The sequence below is a fragment of the Pseudonocardia sp. P1 genome (genome assembly GCF_000178675.2).
GTDB lineage: Bacteria > Actinomycetota > Actinomycetes > Mycobacteriales > Pseudonocardiaceae > Pseudonocardia.
In genome coordinates this window covers 6060649-6077459 of the sequence record NZ_ADUJ02000001.1, presented here as the reverse complement: position 1 = coordinate 6077459, position 16811 = coordinate 6060649, and the positions used below count along the sequence as shown (strand labels likewise).

Annotated in this window: 14 protein-coding genes; 11 read left to right on the top strand and 3 right to left on the bottom strand. The window is 75.7% G+C overall.

Annotated elements, in window-relative coordinates:
• Positions 1–8: 8 nt before the first annotated feature.
• Complete coding sequence (locus PP1_RS28195) at positions 9–776, bottom strand: enoyl-CoA hydratase-related protein (protein WP_227012565.1); 768 nt, start codon at positions 774–776, stop codon at positions 9–11.
• 52 nt (positions 777–828) lie between these two features.
• Between PP1_RS28195 and PP1_RS28190 the strand changes: the two genes are divergently transcribed.
• From PP1_RS28190 to PP1_RS28180, 3 genes are all read left to right on the top strand, one after another.
• Positions 829–1959, top strand: a complete 1131-nt coding sequence (locus PP1_RS28190; protein ID WP_139323900.1) for an MBL fold metallo-hydrolase — start codon at positions 829–831, stop codon at positions 1957–1959.
• Between the two features lie 280 nt (positions 1960–2239).
• Positions 2240–2587, top strand: coding sequence for a histone-like nucleoid-structuring protein Lsr2 (locus PP1_RS28185; protein ID WP_010232694.1), 348 nt, complete (start codon positions 2240–2242; stop codon positions 2585–2587).
• A 114-nt stretch (positions 2588–2701) separates the two neighbouring features.
• The gene (locus PP1_RS28180) at positions 2702–4237 is read left to right on the top strand and encodes an acyl-CoA synthetase (RefSeq protein ID WP_010232692.1); all 1536 of its coding nucleotides are present in this window, start codon (positions 2702–2704) and stop codon (positions 4235–4237) included.
• 18 nt (positions 4238–4255) lie between these two features.
• On the opposite strand, the gene PP1_RS28175 is transcribed toward PP1_RS28180, so the two are convergent.
• Positions 4256–5461 (bottom strand): MFS transporter, encoded by a 1206-nt coding sequence (locus tag PP1_RS28175; RefSeq protein WP_075314420.1) that lies wholly within the window; start codon positions 5459–5461, stop codon positions 4256–4258.
• A 112-nt stretch (positions 5462–5573) separates the two neighbouring features.
• Between PP1_RS28175 and PP1_RS28170 the strand changes: the two genes are divergently transcribed.
• Genes PP1_RS28170 through PP1_RS28140 form a run of 7 tightly spaced genes read left to right on the top strand, consistent with a single transcriptional unit; the run spans position 5574 to position 14999 of the window.
• Complete coding sequence (locus tag PP1_RS28170; RefSeq protein ID WP_050802237.1) at positions 5574–7088, top strand: long-chain-fatty-acid--CoA ligase; 1515 nt, start codon at positions 5574–5576, stop codon at positions 7086–7088.
• Positions 7089–7114: 26 nt separating this feature from the next.
• Positions 7115–7753, top strand: coding sequence for an MOSC domain-containing protein (locus PP1_RS28165; protein ID WP_029239273.1), 639 nt, complete (start codon positions 7115–7117; stop codon positions 7751–7753).
• Positions 7754–7791: 38 nt separating this feature from the next.
• On the top strand, positions 7792–8952 hold the full coding sequence (locus PP1_RS28160) for a GTP-binding protein (protein ID WP_010225934.1): 1161 nt from the start codon (positions 7792–7794) through the stop codon (positions 8950–8952).
• 11 nt (positions 8953–8963) lie between these two features.
• Positions 8964–10400: a pyridoxal phosphate-dependent decarboxylase family protein gene (locus PP1_RS28155; protein ID WP_010225935.1), complete on the top strand. Its 1437-nt coding sequence runs from the start codon at positions 8964–8966 to the stop codon at positions 10398–10400.
• Positions 10401–10435: 35 nt separating this feature from the next.
• Positions 10436–12166, top strand: a complete 1731-nt coding sequence (locus PP1_RS28150; RefSeq protein WP_075314422.1) for an ABC transporter transmembrane domain-containing protein — start codon at positions 10436–10438, stop codon at positions 12164–12166.
• Positions 12163–13977: an ABC transporter ATP-binding protein gene (locus PP1_RS28145; RefSeq protein ID WP_075314424.1), complete on the top strand. Its 1815-nt coding sequence runs from the start codon at positions 12163–12165 to the stop codon at positions 13975–13977. The genes PP1_RS28150 and PP1_RS28145 overlap by 4 nt, the downstream gene beginning before the upstream one ends.
• 35 nt (positions 13978–14012) lie before the next feature.
• Positions 14013–14999 carry an iron-siderophore ABC transporter substrate-binding protein gene (locus tag PP1_RS28140; RefSeq protein ID WP_010232720.1) on the top strand — a complete coding sequence of 329 codons (987 nt, stop codon included), beginning with the start codon at positions 14013–14015 and terminating at the stop codon, positions 14997–14999.
• 66 nt (positions 15000–15065) lie between these two features.
• Here the strand turns inward: PP1_RS28140 and PP1_RS28135 are convergent, their stop codons facing one another.
• Positions 15066–15626, bottom strand: a complete 561-nt coding sequence (locus PP1_RS28135) for a TetR/AcrR family transcriptional regulator (RefSeq protein WP_075314426.1) — start codon at positions 15624–15626, stop codon at positions 15066–15068.
• A 56-nt stretch (positions 15627–15682) separates the two neighbouring features.
• Here PP1_RS28135 and PP1_RS28130 point away from each other — a divergent pair, with 56 nt between their 5' ends.
• Complete coding sequence (locus PP1_RS28130) at positions 15683–16729, top strand: FAD-dependent monooxygenase (RefSeq protein WP_010230317.1); 1047 nt, start codon at positions 15683–15685, stop codon at positions 16727–16729.
• Positions 16730–16811: the final 82 nt, after the last annotated feature.

Sequence of the window (16811 nt, the reverse complement as noted above, 5' to 3'; positions counted from 1 at the left end):
GGTCGGGCTCAGCGCCCGGTCCAGCGCGGTTCCCGCTTCTCCAGGAACGCCGCGACGCCCTCCTCCGCGTCCGCGGAGCGCTTCACCTCGGCCGACGCGATCTCGGTCGCCGCCCAGCCCCGCTCGTCGGGCTCGGCGACGACCCGCTCGAGCGCGCGCAACGACAGCGAGACGGCGAGCGGCGAGTTCGCGCAGACCTGCCCGGCCAGCTCCAGCGCGGCGGCCTCCGCCTCCCCCGGCTCGACGAGCTCGTTCACCAGGCCCAGGGCGTGCGCGCGTTCCGCGTCGAGCGGGCGGCCCGTCACCAGCATCTGCTTGGCCACGTTCAGCGGGAGCGGCCGCGGCGCCCGGAACAGCGCACCGCAGTTCGCGACGAGCCCGCGGGCGACCTCCGGCAACCCGAACCGGGCCGTGCGGGAGGCGACGACCAGGTCGCAGGCCAGCACGATCTCGAAGCCTCCGCCGAGGGCCGCGCCCTCCACCGCCGCGATCAGCGGGCGCCGCCGGTCCCGCCGGACGACGCCGTAGTTCCCGCCCCGCGGCGTCGGCCCGCCGGACCCGCCCGCCAGGTCGGTCCCGGCGCTGAACGCGGACACGTCGCCGGCGAGCACCCCGCACCAGAGGTCGGGATCGTCGTCGAGCCGGTTCAGCGCCTCGTCGAGGGCCGCGGTCATCGCGGCGTCCACCGCGTTGCGCTTGTCCGGGCGCGTCATCCGCACCAGCAGCACGTGCCCGTGCTTCTCGGTCTCGACCCGTGCCCGCATAACGTCCGTCACGATCGAGAGCGTAGGTGGGAGCGCCGGGCCCGGCGTTCGTACTGTGGAGATCGTGCCCCGCCTGACCCGCTGCTCCTCCCGCGCCGCGCTCGCCTCCCCCCTGCTCGCGCTGGCCGGTCTCGGCCTGCACGTCCGCCGCAACATGGGCGCGCGCGACGCCGAGCTGCGCCGGGTGGCCGCGGCGTCGGAGAACGCGGTCGGCGGCACGTTCGCCAACACCGAGCCCGGCCTGCCACGGGTCCGGGCCTCGCTGCGGATGCTGCTCAACATGCTGCGCAGCCGGGCGGGCCGCGGCGTGCCGCCCGGTCCGGTGCCGCTGGCCCGGCCGGACGTCCCGCGGGTGCCCGCCGGGCTCGCCGTCACGTGGCTGGGGCACGCGGGTGCGCTGCTCGAGGTCGACGGCCGCCGGGTGCTGGTCGACCCGGTGTGGTCCGAGTACGCCTCGCCCGTCCCCTTCACCGGTCCGCGACGGCTGCACCCGCCGGTCGCGCCGCTCGCGACGTTCTCCGACTCCGACGTCGTGCTTCTCAGCCACGACCACTACGACCACCTGGACCGGCCGACCGTGCTGCGGCTGGCCCGCGACACCTCCGCGGTGTTCGTCTGCCCGGTCGGGGTGGGCGCGCACCTGCGGTCGTGGGGCGTGCCGGGGCACCGGGTCGTGGAGCGGGACTGGGACGGCGTCGTGCACGTCGCCGGTCTCACCCTGACCTGTCTGGAGACCCGGCACTTCTCCGGGCGCGGGCTCCGCCGCAACACCACCCAGTGGGCGGCCTGGAAGGTCGCGGGCCCGGACCACTCGGTCTACGTCGGCGGGGACTCCGGACCGAGCCGGGTGCACGCCCGGACCGGGGCCGAGCACGGCCCGTTCGACCTCACGCTGCTGCCCGTCGGGGCCTACGCCGAGCTGTGGCCGGACATCCACCTCGATCCCGAGCAGGCCGTCACGGCGCACCGCGAGCTCGGCGGCCGGGTGATGCTGCCGATCCACTGGGCGACCTTCAACCTCGGCTTCCACCCGTGGGACGAGCCGGTGGAGCGGGCCCGCAAGGCGGCGGCCGCCCAGGACGTCGTCCTCGCCCTGCCGCGGCCCGGCCGGCGGATCGACCTGACCGGGATCTCGACGACCGACGGGGCCCGCGCGGCCGTCCCGGCCGAACCGTGGTGGCCCGCGCCCCGCTGAATCCGGCCCCGAACTGCGCCTTTCCGCCGATTCCCCGTCACCCGTACGCCGCATCCGCAGTTCTGGCCCGGCCCCGCGGCCGGGGCCGACATCGTGCCGCATCACGACTCCGACGCTTTTTCCGGAGGGGTTCGACACGGAACATCGGCATACCTTATCGTCCTCTCCGGAATAGGTTCACCGTTCGCTTCCAGGTCGTTCCCGAGGGGATATCGGCTTCCCGCAGCGGTGCCGATTCCTCCGCTCGGACGCCCGAGATTCCCCCGGAAGGAATGACGACGTGGCACAGCAGACGACGATCACGCTGGTCGACGACCTGGACGGTTCGGAGGCCGACGAGCAGGTGGAGTTCGCCGTCGACGGCCGGTCGTACGAGATCGACCTGTCCTCCGCGAATGCCGAGCGGCTGCGGGAATCCCTGGCGCCGTACGTCTCGGCGGCCCGCCGGTCGGGCGGGGGCCGCCGCGGCAGCGGGCCCGCGTCGACCTCGTCGAACGGATCGAGCGCCTCGGAACGGGCCGCGAACCGGGCCGTCCGGGAATGGGCGATCGCGCAGGGCATGAAGATCTCGGAGCGCGGGCGTATCCCCTCGTCCGTTCTCGAGGCCTATCAGAACGCGCACTCCTAGTCCGGCGCGTACCGGCGCGCGGCGCGCGGATGGCAGGATCTGCGGCGGAGATTCCGTGCGGCACCCGGCCCCGAGGTCGCGTCCGCGCCGCGCCGCCGTCGACGAGAGGCCGAGATGTACCCAGGCACGCACGCCGCCACCACGCCCGACAAGCCGGCCGTGATCATGGGCGGTTCGGGCGACACCCTCACGTTCCGTGAGCTCGAGGAGGGCTCGGCGCGGCTGGCGAACCACTTCCACGCCGCCGGTCTGCGCCGCGGCGACGTCGTCGCGCTGGTCTCGGACAACGCCGCCCGCGTCTACGAGGTCTACTGGGCCGCGCAGCGGTCCGGCCTCTACGTCACCGCGGTGAACCACCACCTGTCGGCGCCCGAGGCCGCGTACATCGTCCGGGACTGCGGTGCGAAGGCGCTCGTCGTCTCGGCCGGGGTCGCCGGGCTGGCCGCCGCCGTCGAGGACCACGTCGACGTGCCGGTCCGGCTGGCCTTCGGCGGGGAGATCCCGGGTGCGTCGTCGTACGAGGACTACGACGCCGCGCTGGCCACGGTGTCCGCCGAGCCGCCGGCCGACCAGCCGCGCGGCGCCGACATGCTCTACAGCTCGGGCACCACCGGGCGGCCCAAGGGGATCAAGCCGACCCTGCCCGACCGTCAGGTCGACGAGCCCGGCGACACCTACCAGGCGCTGTTCGGGCCGATGTACGGGTTCGGCCCCGGCACCGTCTACCTCTCCCCCGCGCCGCTCTACCACGCCGCGCCGCTGCGGTTCACCGCCACGGTGCAGGCGCTCGGCGGCACCGTCGTCGTCATGGAGCGGTTCGACCCGGAGAAGGCGCTCGCGCTGATCGAGCAGCACCGCGTCACCCACTCGCAGTGGGTGCCGACGATGTTCGTGCGGATGCTGAAGCTGCCCGAGGCGGTGCGGACGCGCTACGACGTGTCGTCGCTGGAGGTCGCGATCCACGCCGCCGCCCCGTGCCCGGTCGAGGTCAAGCAGGCGATGATCGACTGGTGGGGCCCGGTGCTCCACGAGTACTACGCCGCGACCGAGGCCAACGGCATCACGTTCATCGACTCGGCTCAGTGGGCCGAGCGCCCCGGCTCGGTCGGCCGGGCGGGCCTGGGCACGATCCGGGTCTGTGACGACGAGGGCACGGAGCTCGGCCCGGGCGAGATCGGCACCGTCTACTTCGAGCGTGACGAGCGGCCCTTCGAGTACCACAACGACCCGGGCAAGACGCTGTCCGCGCAGCACCCGGTGCACGAGAGCTGGACGACCACCGGCGACCTCGGCTACGTCGACTCCGACGGCTTCCTGTTCCTCACCGACCGCAAGGCGTTCATGATCATCTCCGGTGGGGTGAACATCTACCCGCAGGAGGTCGAGGACGCACTCGCCCTGCACCCGAAGGTGCTCGACGTCGCGGTGATCGGCGTGCCGGACGAGGAGATGGGCGAGGCGGTCAAGGCCGTCGTCCAGACCCCGGAGGGTGTGGAGACCGGGCCGGAGCTGGAGCGGGAGCTGATCGACTTCGTGCGGGAGCGGATCGCGCACTACAAGGCGCCGTCGTCGGTGGACTTCACCGACTTCCTGCCGCGCACCCCCACCGGCAAGCTCGTGAAGCGGGAGCTGCGCGACCGGTACGTGTGATCCCGGCCGGCGTCCCGCTCAGCCGGCGGAGTACCGCCGGCGGGCGAGCGCCGCGCCCGCACCGAGCGGGACCGACACCAGCAGCGCGGCGAGGAACAGCGTGCCGAACGCGCCCGCGTCGGCGAGCGGGGCGCCCAGCGCGGTGCCGGCCGAGCTGCCCAGGAACAGCAGCGTCGCGAACAGCGCGACGGCCGTCGCCCTGGCCTGCGGGACGACCTCGGTCGCCCACGTCTGCAGGGTCGAGTGCAGGAACGCCCACGCCCCGCCCAGGCACAGCCCGGCCGCCGCGATCGTCACCGGATGCACCGTGACCAGCGGGAACACCCACGCCACGACGAGGAACACGCCCCCGGCCGTGGCGAGCCCGGCCGGGCTCCACCGGCCCACCAGCCGTCGTACGACGCGGGAGAACACCACCGCGCCGACGCCGTAGCCGCCGGCGGCGAGCCCGGCCAGGGCCGCCGAGCTGCCCCCGGCCTGCAGCGCGGGCGCGAGGTAGGTGAGCACGCCCAGCACCACCGCGCCCTCGACGAACGCCAGCAGCAGGACGACCAGCGCCCAGCCGTTCCCGCACACCGCCGCGAGCGGGCGGACGACCGAGCCCCGCACCCCGGCCCGGTCGGCGGCGGGCGCGGCACCGGCGACGTCCGGCTCGGGCAGCGCCCGCAGCGCCACGAACAGCACCGCGCACGCCGCCGCGGACACCCCGAAGACGAGCCGCCAGCCCGCGAGGTCGGCCAGCAGGCCGGCGCCGGCCGTCGCGACCGCCGTGCCGAGCGCGGTGGCGGCGAGGAGGTCCGACAGCGGCCGCTGCCGCACCGCGGTGGGCCAGGTGTCGCCGACGTAGACCAGCGCGGCCGGGATCAGTGCCGCGGTGCACGCACCCGTGACGACCCGGGCGCCGATCAGCAGCGGGAGGCTCGGCGCGAGCACCGACGCGATGCCGCCGAGCACCGACCCGACCAGCGCCAGCCGCATCACCCGGACCCGGCCGACCCGGTCCGACAGGACACCCCACACGACCTGCATGAGCCCGTAGGCCAGGAAGTAGCCGCCGGCCGCACCCGCCGCGGCGGAGAGCGGGGCACCGAAGGAGACCGCGATCGGCACCAGCAACGGCGCGATCGCGAACCGGTCGCAGGTGCTGATCAGCGAGGCCAGTTGCAGCAGCCGGAGCCTGCGCGGACCGTCGGGGACGCCGTCGTCGCCGGGGGTGGTGGACACCTGTGCACCCTGCCCCGTGGGCGGCGATCTTGCCTCACCCGGGTGTCCTGGACCACAGTGGCCCGGCGGGGCCCGACGGTGGGAGGCAGCGGTGACGGTGACCGGGCGCGGGATGACGATGGCGGACCTGCTGGCGCGGCACGCCCGCACCCGGCCGGACGAGCCGGCACTGGCCGATCCACGGACCGCACGCAGCTACGCCGAGGTCGACGACCGGGTGTCCCGGCTCGCGGGCGGGCTCGCCGACCGCGGGGTCGCCCGCGGTGACCGGGTCGCCGTCCTCGGGCTGAACTCGGTCGAGCTGGTCGAGGCGTACCTCGCGGTGCTGCGTCGCGGCGCGATCTGCGTCCCGCTGAACTTCCGGCTCACCGCGGGCGAGATCGGCTACCAGCTCGCCGACTGCGGCGCGACGGCCGTGGTGTGCGACGAGGCGTTCGCCGCGACGGTGGCGGACGCGCGCGCCGACACCCCCGCGGTGCGGGCGGTGCTCGTGATCGGCGCGGACACCGAGGGCCTCCCACCGGTGGAGGACCGGTGGGACGACGACGCCTCCGACGACGAGGCCGCCTACATCATGTACACCTCGGGGACCACCGGACGGCCGAAGGGCGCGGTGCTCACCCACCGCAACCTGCTGCTGCACGCGTTCTCCCAGATCACACACCTCGGGATCACCAGCGAGGACCGGGTCTGGCTGTCCGGGGCGCCGCTGTTCCACATCGCCGGGCTCGCCGGGATGGTGCCGTCGCTGATCTCCGGCGGGCGGACGATCGTACCGCCGTCCGGCGGGTTCGACCCGGTGGAGACGGTGGCGCTGCTGGAGCGCGAACGGGTGTCGTCGTGCTTCTTCGTGCCCGCGCAGTGGCAGGCGATCTGCGCGGTGCCGGACCTCGCGTCGCGCGACCTGTCGGCGCTGCGACGGATCTCCTGGGGCGCGGCACCGGCGTCGACGACGCTGATCCGCACGATGATCGACACGTTCCCGCAGGCGAGCGTGGTGACCGCCTTCGGCCAGACCGAGTGCAGCCCGGTGACCTGCACGCTGCGCGGTGAGGACGCGATCCGCAAGATCGGCTCGATCGGGACCCCGATGGTCAACGTCGAGGTCCGGGTGGTCGACGAGGACATGGCCGACGTCCGGCCCGGCGACGTCGGCGAGATCGTCTACCGCGGCCCCACCGTGATGCGCGGGTACTGGAACCGGCCCGAGGAGACGGCCGAGGCGTTCCGCGGCGGCTGGTTCCACTCCGGCGACCTGGTGCGCGAGGACCCGGACGGCTTCCTCTACGTCGTCGACCGCAAGAAGGACATGGTGATCAGCGGCGGCGAGAACGTCTACTGCGCCGAGGTCGAGAACGTGCTGGCCGGGCACCCGAAGGTCGCCGACGTGGCGCTGATCGGGGTGCCCGACGAACGGTGGGGCGAGACGCCGCTGGCGGTCGTCGTCCCGGCCGACCCCGGCGATCCCCCGACGCTCGACGAGATCACGGAGTACTGCGCCGACCGGCTGGCCCGCTACAAGCGCCCGACCCGCGTCGAGGTCGTGGCGGAGCTGCCCCGCAACCCGTCCGGCAAGGTGCTGAAGACGACCCTGCGCTCGGCGTACGGCGCCGCACAGCCCGCCTGACCCGCGAAGGGCCTACCGTCGGCCCCGTGGGAGTCGTGGAGTCGGTGAACGTCGGCATCGTGCGCGCGGTGCTCGCCAAGACCGGTGCGTCCGGCATCGACAAGCTCCCGGCCACCGGGCCGGTCACCGTGCAGGTCCCCGGGCCCGGGGAGAGCGGTCTCGACGGCGACCCGATCTGCGACACCGACCACCACGGCGGCCCGGACCAGGCCGTCTACGCCTACGCCCGCGAGGACCTCGACGGCTGGGAGCCCGAGCTGGGCCCGCTGCGGGCCGGGACGTTCGGCGAGAACCTCACCACCCGCGGGGTCGACGTGACGGGCGCCGAGCTCGGCGAGCGGTGGCGGGTCGGTGCGGTGCTGTTGCAGGTCACGGTGCCGCGGATCCCGTGCCGGACGTTCGCGGCGTGGCTGGAGCGCGGGGGCTGGGTGCGGACCTTCACCCGGGCCGCCCGCCCCGGCGCCTACCTGAGCGTCGTCGAGCCCGGCGAGGTCCACGCCGGGGACCCGGTGACCGTCGAGCACCGGCCGGGGCACGGCGTCACGATCGGCACCGCGTTCCGGGCGCTGCTCACCGAACCCGAGCTGCTCCCCGGCCTGCTCGCGGCCGGTGACGACCTGCTCCCCGGCGTCCGCGCGCAGGTCGAGCGCCGCACCCGCAGCTGACCCGAAGAGCTTTATAGACAACTGTTACCGTTATCGGTATGGCCGATCCGCGCGTGCCCGTCACGATCCTGTCCGGCTTCCTGGGGGCCGGGAAGACGACCCTGCTCGACCACCTGCTGGCGAACCGGGAGGGCCGCCGGATCGCGGTCGTCGTGAACGACATGAGCGAGGTCAACATCGACGCCGCGCTGGTCGCCGGGCAGGGCACGCTGCACCGCACCGAGGAACGGCTCGTCGAGCTGACCAACGGCTGCATCTGCTGCACGCTGCGCGAGGACCTGCTGACCACCGTCGGCGAGCTCGCCGCCGAAGGCCGCTACGACCACGTCGTCGTCGAGTCGACCGGGATCTCCGAGCCGATGCCGGTGGCGGCGACCTTCGAGTGGACCTTCGACGACGGCACCGCCCTCTCCGACCGGGCCCGGCTCGACACCATGATCACGGTGGTCGACGCGTCCGCGTTCGAGACGCTCCTGACCACCGGGGAGGCGCTGGCCGACCGCGGGCTGCAGGCCGCCGACGGCGACGAGCGCACCCTGGCGGACCTGGTCGCCGACCAGGTCGAGTTCGCCGACCTCCTGGTACTCAACAAGACCGACCTCGTCCCGCCGCACCGGCTCGGCCGGATCGAGGCGCTGCTGCGCCGGATGAACCCCGGCGCCCCGATCCGGCGGGCGGTCCGCGGGGACGTGCCGGTCGCGGAGCTGCTCGACACCCACCGGTACGACCCGGTGGGCGCGGCCCGCACCCCCGGCTGGGCGCAGGAGCTGGAGGGCACGCACACCCCGGAGACCGAGGAGTACGGGATCGCGTCGGTGACGTGGCGGGCGTCCCGCCCGTTCCACCCCGCCCGGCTCCTCGACGCGCTCGCCGAGTGGCCCGGGCTGCTCCGCAGCAAGGGCTTCTGCTGGATCGCCTCCCGCCCCGACCTCGCCGGGCTCTGGTCGCAGGCCGGGCCCAACGTGGCACTGGACCCGGCCGCGCACTGGACGGAGACCGGCGGTCCGCGCGGCCAGGAGATCGTGTTCATCGGGCTCGGGGTGACGGCGGCCGGTGTCGCGGCCCGGCTGGACCCGGCGCTGCTCACCGACGGCGAGCTGCTCGCCGGCCCGGACTCGTGGCGGACGCTGCCCGATCCGCTGCCCGGGTGGGACCTCACCGATCCGCACCCGGTGCACGGGGCAACGGCCCCCGAGTAGCGTCACGCTCCGTGCCCGACCTGACTCCGGACGAGTTCCGCGCCCTCGGCCACCTGTTCGTCGACGCGGTCGCCGACTCCCGGGCCGGGCTGCACCGGCGGCCGGTCCGCGACGTCGTCGAGCCGGGCACCGTGCGCGCCCGGTTCGACGACCACGCGGCCGAGGCCCCGTCCCCGCTGGCCGCGTTCCCCTCGCTGGTCGAGACCGTCACCGGCGACGCCGAGACCCGCTGGCAGCATCCCGGCTTCCACGCGTTCTTCCCGGCCAACGCGTCGCTGACCTCGCTGCTCGGCGAGCTCCTGTCCGGCTCCGCGGGGGCGCAGGGGATGCTCTGGTCGACCTCGCCGGCGTGCACCGAGGTCGAGCAGGCGATCACCGACCAGCTGGCCCGCGCACTCGGCCTCGCCGAGGAGTTCACCCACGACGGCGGCGGTGGCGGCGTCATCCAGGACTCGGCGTCGTCGGCGTCGCTGGTCGCGCTGCTGGCGGCGCTGCACCGCGCCGCACCCGGCCCGGACGACGGCTGGCGGGCACGCGGCGTCACCGGCCGCGAGCGCGTGTACGTGACCGCCGAGACGCACTCCTCGCTGGCCAAGGCGGTCCGCACGGCCGGACTGGGTGCGCGTGGCCTGCGCACCGTGCCCTGCACGACCGGCACGGCGTCGATGGATCCCGAGGCGCTGCGCGTGGCGATGGCCGAGGACGCGGCCGCGGGCCTGCTCCCCGTCATGGTGTGCGCGACCGTCGGCACCACCTCGACCGGCGCGTCGGACCCCGTCGGCCCGGTCGCCGCCGTCGCGGCCGAGCACCGGGCGTGGGTGCACGTCGACGCCGCCTGGGCGGGCGTCGCGGCGCTGTGCGAGGAGCACCGCTGGGTGGTCGACGGCGTCGACCGGGCGGACTCGTTCTGCACCGACGCACACAAGTGGCTGCTCACCGCGTTCGACGCGTCGCTGCTCTGGGTCCGGGACGCGTCCGCGCTGCCCGCGGCCCTCTCGATCGCGGCGCCGTACCTGCGGGACGCGGCGTCGGACTCCGGCGCGGTCGTCGACTACCGGGACTGGCAGGTGCCGCTCGGGCGCCGGTTCCGCGCGCTGAAGCTGTGGGCGGTGCTGCACGGCCAGGGGCTGTCCGGGCTGCGCGCGCACCTGCGGGGGCACGTCGCGCTGGCCGCCGAGCTGGCCGAACGCGTCCGCGGTCACGACGGCCTCGACCTGGCCGCCGAGCCCGTGCTCGCCCTGGTCTGCCTGCGCGTGACCGGCACCGGATCGGACGAGGGCGACGACGAGGCCACCCGGTCGCTGCTGGACGCGGCGAACGCGACCGGCCGGGTCCTGCTCTCCGGCACCGACGTCGACGGGCGGCCGGTGATCCGGGTGGCGTTCGGCAACCCGGCGACCGGAACCGGGCAGCTCGACGATCTCTGGACGATTCTCGCAGGCCGGTAGTGATCTTCCCGGGTAGGTAAGGTTACCCTCGCTGCATGACAGGGTCCGCTGAGCCGGCACCGCTCGGGGAGGTGTCCGGGCGGGACGTCCTGCGTGGCTCGCTCGGCGCGTTCCGCGGCCGGATCGCCGCCGCGGCGGCGTTGTTCTGCAGCCACCAGGCCGGCGAGGCGCTGGTGCCCGTGCTGGTCGGTGTGATCATCGACCGCGCCGTCGCGACCGGGGACCCCGTCGCGCTGGCCGGGTGGCTCGCGGTCCTCGCACTGGACTTCCTGGTGCTGTCGTACTCCTACCGGTTCGGTGCCCGGCGGGCCTGGTCGGCGGAGGCATGGGCGGACGCCCGGCTGCGCCGCCTGGTCGCCGCCCGGCTGCTGCACCCGCGGGGCGGCGGGGAGGCCGGCCGGCTGCCCGGCGAGCTCTCCGGGATCGCGGTGTCCGACGCCAAGCGGGTCGCCGAGCTCAACGTCGCCGTCCCGTTCGGGTTCGCCGCGGTCGCGGCCGTCGCGGTCGCCGCGGTCTCGCTGCTGACCATCTCGCCGACGCTGGGCCTGCTGATCCTGCTCGGCACCCCGCCGCTGCTCTGGCTGGTGCAGCTGGTGGTCAAGCCGCTGCAGAAGCGGTCGGGGCCGGAGCAGGAGCACGCCGCCCAGGCCGCCGGGACCGCGGCCGACCTGGTCGCCGGGCTGCGGGTGCTCAACGGCATCGGCGCACGCCCGGCCGCCGTCCGCCGGTACCGGGTCCGCAGCCGGGACGCGCTCGGCGCGACCCTGCGCGCCACCCGCGCCGAGGCCGGGTTCCTGGGCTCGGTCCAGCTGGCCAACGGCCTGTTCCTCGCGGTGATCGCGCTGGTCGGCGGCATGCTGGCCGCGAACGGCTCGATCACCGTCGGCGGGCTGGTGTCCGCGGTCGGCCTGGCCCAGTTCCTGGTCGGTCCCCTGCAGATGTTCGGCTTCGTCAGTGCCCGGCTCGCCCAGGGACGGGCGTCGGCGGCCCGGATCGCGACCGTGCTCTCGGCCGGACCGGCCGTCGGCTCCGGCCCGGACGAGCTCGCCGGCACCCCGGGCGCCGGGCCGGCCGAGCTGGCGGTGCGCGGGCTGCGCCACGGCCGCCTCGGCGGCGACGAGGGCCTCGACCTGACCGTGACGCCGGGCCCGCCCGCCGCCGTCGTGACCGCCGACCCGGAGGACGCGGCCGTGCTGCTGGCCTGCCTGGCCCGGGAGACCGAACCGGACGGCGGCCGGATCGCGCTCGACGGCGTCGCGCTCGACGCGTGGCCGGCCGACGTCGCCCGCGGCGCCGTGCTGGTCGCCGCGCACGACGCCCACCTGTTCACCGGCACGCTGCGCGAGAACGTGCTGGCCGGCGCCCCGGACGACACGGACCCGGAACCGGCGATGGCCGCCGCGGCCGCCGACCAGGTCGCGACGACCCTGCCGGCGGGCGCCGACACCGACGTCTCCGCACGGGGCCGGTCGCTGTCCGGCGGGCAACGGCAACGGATCGCGCTGGCCCGTGCGCTGGCCGCGGACGCCCCGGTGCTCGTCCTGCACGACCCGACGACGGCGGTCGACGCCGTCACCGAGGTCCGGGTCGCCGAGGGCCTGGCCCGCTTCCGGGCCGGTCGCAGCACCCTGCTGGTGACCACGAGCCCGGTGCTGCTGGACCGGGCGGGCGAGGTGCTGTTCGTCGTCGGGGGCCGGGTCCGGTCCCGCGGCCGGCACGCCGAGCTGATGGACGACCCCGACTACCGCGCGGTGGTGACCGCATGACCGCCCCGACCGTGCTGCTGCCGATCGCGTCCACGGCGCGGATCCGCGCCCTGCTCGGCGAGCTGGGCCGCCCGGCCCGCGGGACCGCCGTCGTCGCACTGCTGGTGCTCGTCGGCGGGGCCGCGGTGAGCCTGCTGGCCGCACCGCTGCTCGGCGACATCGTCGACCGGGTCGCCCAGGGCCGGGGCGCGGACGCCGTCTGGCCGCCGGTGCTCGGTCTGGCCGGGATCGCCGTGGTGCAGGGCCTGCTGGGCGCGCTCGGCGTCGCCCTCGCGGCCCGGTTCTGCGAGACCCTGCTGGCCGGGTTGCGCGAGCGGTTCGTGGACCGCGCGCTGCACCTGCCGCAGGCCCGGGTGGAGGCGGCCGGTGCGGGCGACCTCACCTCCCGGGTCACCGACGACGTCGCGGTCGTCGGCGAGGCCGTGCGCGAGGCCGTGCCGGAGCTGGCCCGGGCCGCCCTGCTGGTCGCGCTGACCGGCGTCGGGCTGGCGGTGCTGGACTGGCGCTTCCTGCTCGCGGCGCTCCTGGCCGTCCCGGTGCAGGTCTGGACGGCACGGTCGTTCCTCGGCCGGTCCACGCCGCTCTACACGGCGCAGCGGATCGCCGGCGGCGCCCAGCAGCAGCAGCTCCTCGACACGGCGTCCGGGCTGTCCACGGTGCGCGCGTTCCGGCTGCACGAGAGCCACGCGACGACGATCGCCGGGCGCGCGGCCGAGGTCGCCCGGCTCGTCGTCGCCGTCGTCCGGATGCACACCCGGCTGTTCGGCCGGCTCAACCTGGCCGAGTTCATCGGGCTCGGCGCGGTGCTGGTCACCGGGTTCTGGCTGGTCGGGTCCGGCGCGACGAGCATCGGCACCGCGAGCGCGGCCGCGCTGTACTTCGTCAACCTCTTCACCCCGATCAACATCGTGCTGTTCCAGCTGGACGCGGCGCAGACCGCGCTGGCCGGGCTGCGCCGGATCGTCGGGGTCGCCGACCTCGAGCACGGCGACGACGCCGCCGGCGCCGGCGCCGCGGCCGCCGGAGCCGGGCTGCGGGTGCGCGGCCTCGGACACAGCTACGTCGACGGCCACCCGGTGCTCGCCGGCGTCGATCTCGACGTGGCCGCCGGTGAGCGGGTCGCGCTGGTCGGCGCCAGCGGTGCCGGGAAGTCGACGCTGGCCGGGATCGTGGCGGGGGTGCACTCCCCCGGCGCCGGGACCGTGGAGATCGGCGGCGCGGCGCTGGCGGACCTGGGCGCGGACGCCCGTCGGGACGCGGTGGCCCTGGTGACCCAGGAGTCGCACGTGTTCGCCGGCACCCTGGCCGAGGACCTGCGGCTGGCCCGCCCGGACGCCGGCGACGACGCGCTGCTCGCCGCGCTCGACCGGGTCGGGGCCGGGGACTGGGCCCGTGCCCTCCCCGGCGGCCTGGACACCGTCGTCGGCGACGGCGGGCACCGGCTCCCGGTCGTCGCCGCCCAGCAGCTGGCGCTGGCCCGGGTCGTGCTCACCGACCCGGCGGTGCTGGTGCTCGACGAGGCGACCGCGGAGGCCGGCAGCGCCGGTGCCCGCGCGCTGGAGGAGTCCGCCGAGGCCGCGCTGGCCGGGCGCACCGGCCTCGTCGTCGCGCACCGGCTCACCCAGGCCGCGGCGGCCGACCGCGTCGTGGTGCTGGAGGCCGGCCGGGTGGTCGAGCAGGGCCCGCACGACGAGCTCGTCGCCGCGGGCGGGCGCTACGCCCGGCTGTGGGCCGCCTGGTCCGGCGCCCGCGGCGGCGGAGCCCCGGAACCCACCGAGACCGGGCCCTCGCGGGCCGGGACACACACGTGATCCGCGACCTGCGGGTCCACCGGAAAGGATCAGAAATGCCCCGTCCTCTCCTGCGCACGATCGCCGCCTGCGCGGTCCTGCTCCTCGCGCTGGCAGGTTGCTCGTCCGGCGGTGGTGGCGAGCAGGCCGCGCCGTCCGGTGCGGAGGCCCCGGCCGGGGCGTTCCCCGTCACGCTCCAGCACGCCTTCGGCTCGACGACGATCCCGCAGCAGCCGCAGCGCGTCGTCGCGATCGGCTACAACGAGGCCGACTTCGTGATGGCGCTCGGCGTGCAGCCGGTCGCCGAGCGCCAGGTCATCGGCGACTTCCCGTTCCAGCAGCGGCCGTGGCTGCCGCAGCCGCCGCTCGGGCCGACCCCCGAGGTCCTCGACGCCAGCAACCTGCCGATCGAGCAGATCGCCGCGCTGCAGCCGGACCTCATCCTCGGCGTGTACTCGTTCATCGACCGCGGCACCTACGACGCGCTCTCCAAGATCGCGCCGACGGTCGCCCAGCCGACCGAGGACGGCACCAACGCCTCGACCTGGGACGTGCAGACCCGGGTGACCGGCCAGGCGCTCGGCCGCACCGAGCAGGCCGACGAGGTCATCGCCGCGACGCAGCAGAAGTTCGACGAGGCGAAGCAGCAGCACCCCGACTTCGCAGGCAAGAAGCTGAGCATGGCGTTCTACGTCGAGGGGGAGCCGTACAACCTCGGCACCGACGACCTGCGCGCCCAGCTGTTCGCGGGCCTCGGGTTCCAGGTGCGGGCCGACTCGCCCACGCTGTCGCTGGAGCAGCAGGGCCAGCTGGACAACGACGTCATCGTCGTCATCGGGCGGACCAAGGCGGAGGCCATGGCCGACCCGGTGTTCGCCGCGATCCCGGCGGTCCGTGAGGGCCGGGTGGCCTTCCTCCCGGCCTTCGGCTCGGAGTTCGGCGGGGCGCTGGGCTACTCCAGCCCGCTGTCGCTGCCGTACGCGATCGACACCGTCAACCCGCTGCTCGACGGCGCGCTGAAGGGCGAGGCGCCGGGCACCTGATCCGGTCCGGCTCCCCGCAGCACCGGCGGCCCCGTGACGCAGCAGCGTCGCGGGGCCGCCGGTCGTTCAGGACCCGCCGAGCGCCCGGCGCAGCAGCGGCTCCGGGTCCGGTGCGGCGGTGGGTGCGGAGACCGCGAGCACCAGCCACCCCTCGACGACGGCGAGCACCGCCCGGACGCCGTCGGCGTCGCGCGGGGTGCCCAGCCGGTCCAGCCAGTCCGCGCCCCACCGTTCGATCCGGGTCCGTGCCGCCGCTATCCGCTCCTGCAGCGCCGGGTCCAGAGCCGCCTCGACGAAGATCGCGTGCCGGGCCAGGGTCAGCTCCCGGCCGGGACCCGCGAGCTCGCGGACCGTCCCGGCCAGCGCCCGCACGGTCCGCTCCTCGGCCGTCCCACCGGCGGCGACCGGCCGGCCGCCGGCGAGCAGCTCCCAGGCGGCGACCTCCCGTTCCAGCAGCCGGTCCAGCACGCCGGCGACCAGCTCCGACCGGGTGCGCGCCACGTTCGACGCCGACCCCGGCGGCAGGCCCGCCGCCGCGTCCACCGCGCGGTGCGTCAACGCCCGCGACCCACCCGCCCCCAGGACGGTGATCGCCGCGTCCAGCACCCGTTCCCGCCGTTCCGACACGAGCCCACACTACAACCGTAGTGACTCGGCACTACATCCGTAGTACTTTCACCGTCATGCGGGCGACGGTGGTGGGGGCGGGGATCGGCGGGCTGACCGTCGCGGCGGGGCTGCACGCGGCGGGCTGGGAGGTCGTCGTGCGGGAGCGGGCGGCCGGGCCCGTCACCGACGGTACCGCCCTCGGGATCTGGCCGGCCGCGGTCCGCGCGCTGGACGGGCTCGGCGCGGGCGACGACCTGCGGGCGGTGTCCCGGCCGCAGTCGTCCGGGACGCTGCGCCGCCCGGACGGCACCCGGCTCGCCACGATCGACGCGTCGCGGACCGGGGAGGTGCTGCTGGTCGCCCGCCCGGACCTCATGGCGCTGCTGGCCGCGCGGATCCCGGGCGGGACGGTCCGGTACGACGACCCGGTGACCGGCCCGGCGGGGCTCCACGCCGGTGCCGACCTCGTCGTCGGCGCGGACGGTGTGGGATCGGTGGTCCGCGCGCTCCTGCCCGGTGGTGCGGGCGTCCGGCCGCGGCGCACCGGGACCGTCGCCTACCGGGGCGTCGCCACCCTGCGGGTCGACGCCGGCAGCGAGACCTGGGGACGCGCGGCCCGGTTCGGGGTGCTCCCGCACGGCCCGGCCGGGGACCGGGTCAACTGGTACGCCGTGCTGCCCGCGGCGGACGTCCCCGCCGGGCACGACCCGGAGGTCGATCTCGCCCTGCTCCGCGAGCGGTTCGGGGACTGGCACGACCCGGTGCCCCGGGTGCTCGACCGGATCGCCGCCGACGGCCACCTGCGCCACCATCTCGCCGACCTGCACCCCCGGCTGCGCAGCTACACCGACGGTCACCGGGTGGCCGTGCTCGGGGACGCCGCCCACGCGATGACCCCGGATCTCGGGCAGGGCGCCTGCCAGGCCCTGCTCGACGGCGTCGCCCTGGCCTCCGCGGTCACGTCCGGGGAGCCGCTGCCCGCCGCCCTGCGGCGCTACGACCGGGAGCGGCGGCGCCGGACCCAGCGGCTGGCCGGTACCGCACGCGTCGTGCACCGGGTGGCGCAGGCCCGGCGCGGCGTCCGGCTGCGCGACGCCGTGCTGCGGGCCCTGCCCGCCTGACACCCCGGGTCCGGCGGTGGAGTGAACGTCACGTCACGGCCGGGCCGGATCCCCTTGCCCGCGAGGCGACCCGGGACGAGGG

Bases quoted from the DNA above. Each gene is read 5' to 3' on its own strand.
- PP1_RS28140 (WP_010232720.1), top strand. From the start codon at position 14,013: ATGCCCCGTCCTCTCCTGCGCACGATCGCCGCCTGCGCGGTCCTGCTC.
- PP1_RS28130 (WP_010230317.1), top strand. From the start codon at position 15,683: ATGCGGGCGACGGTGGTGGGGGCGGGGATCGGCGGGCTGACCGTCGCG.
- PP1_RS28145 (WP_075314424.1), top strand. From the start codon at position 12,163: ATGACCGCCCCGACCGTGCTGCTGCCGATCGCGTCCACGGCGCGGATC.
- PP1_RS28170 (WP_050802237.1), top strand. From the start codon at position 5,574: ATGACGATGGCGGACCTGCTGGCGCGGCACGCCCGCACCCGGCCGGAC.
- PP1_RS28180 (WP_010232692.1), top strand. From the start codon at position 2,702: ATGTACCCAGGCACGCACGCCGCCACCACGCCCGACAAGCCGGCCGTG.
- PP1_RS28150 (WP_075314422.1), top strand. From the start codon at position 10,436: ATGACAGGGTCCGCTGAGCCGGCACCGCTCGGGGAGGTGTCCGGGCGG.
- PP1_RS28160 (WP_010225934.1), top strand. From the start codon at position 7,792: ATGGCCGATCCGCGCGTGCCCGTCACGATCCTGTCCGGCTTCCTGGGG.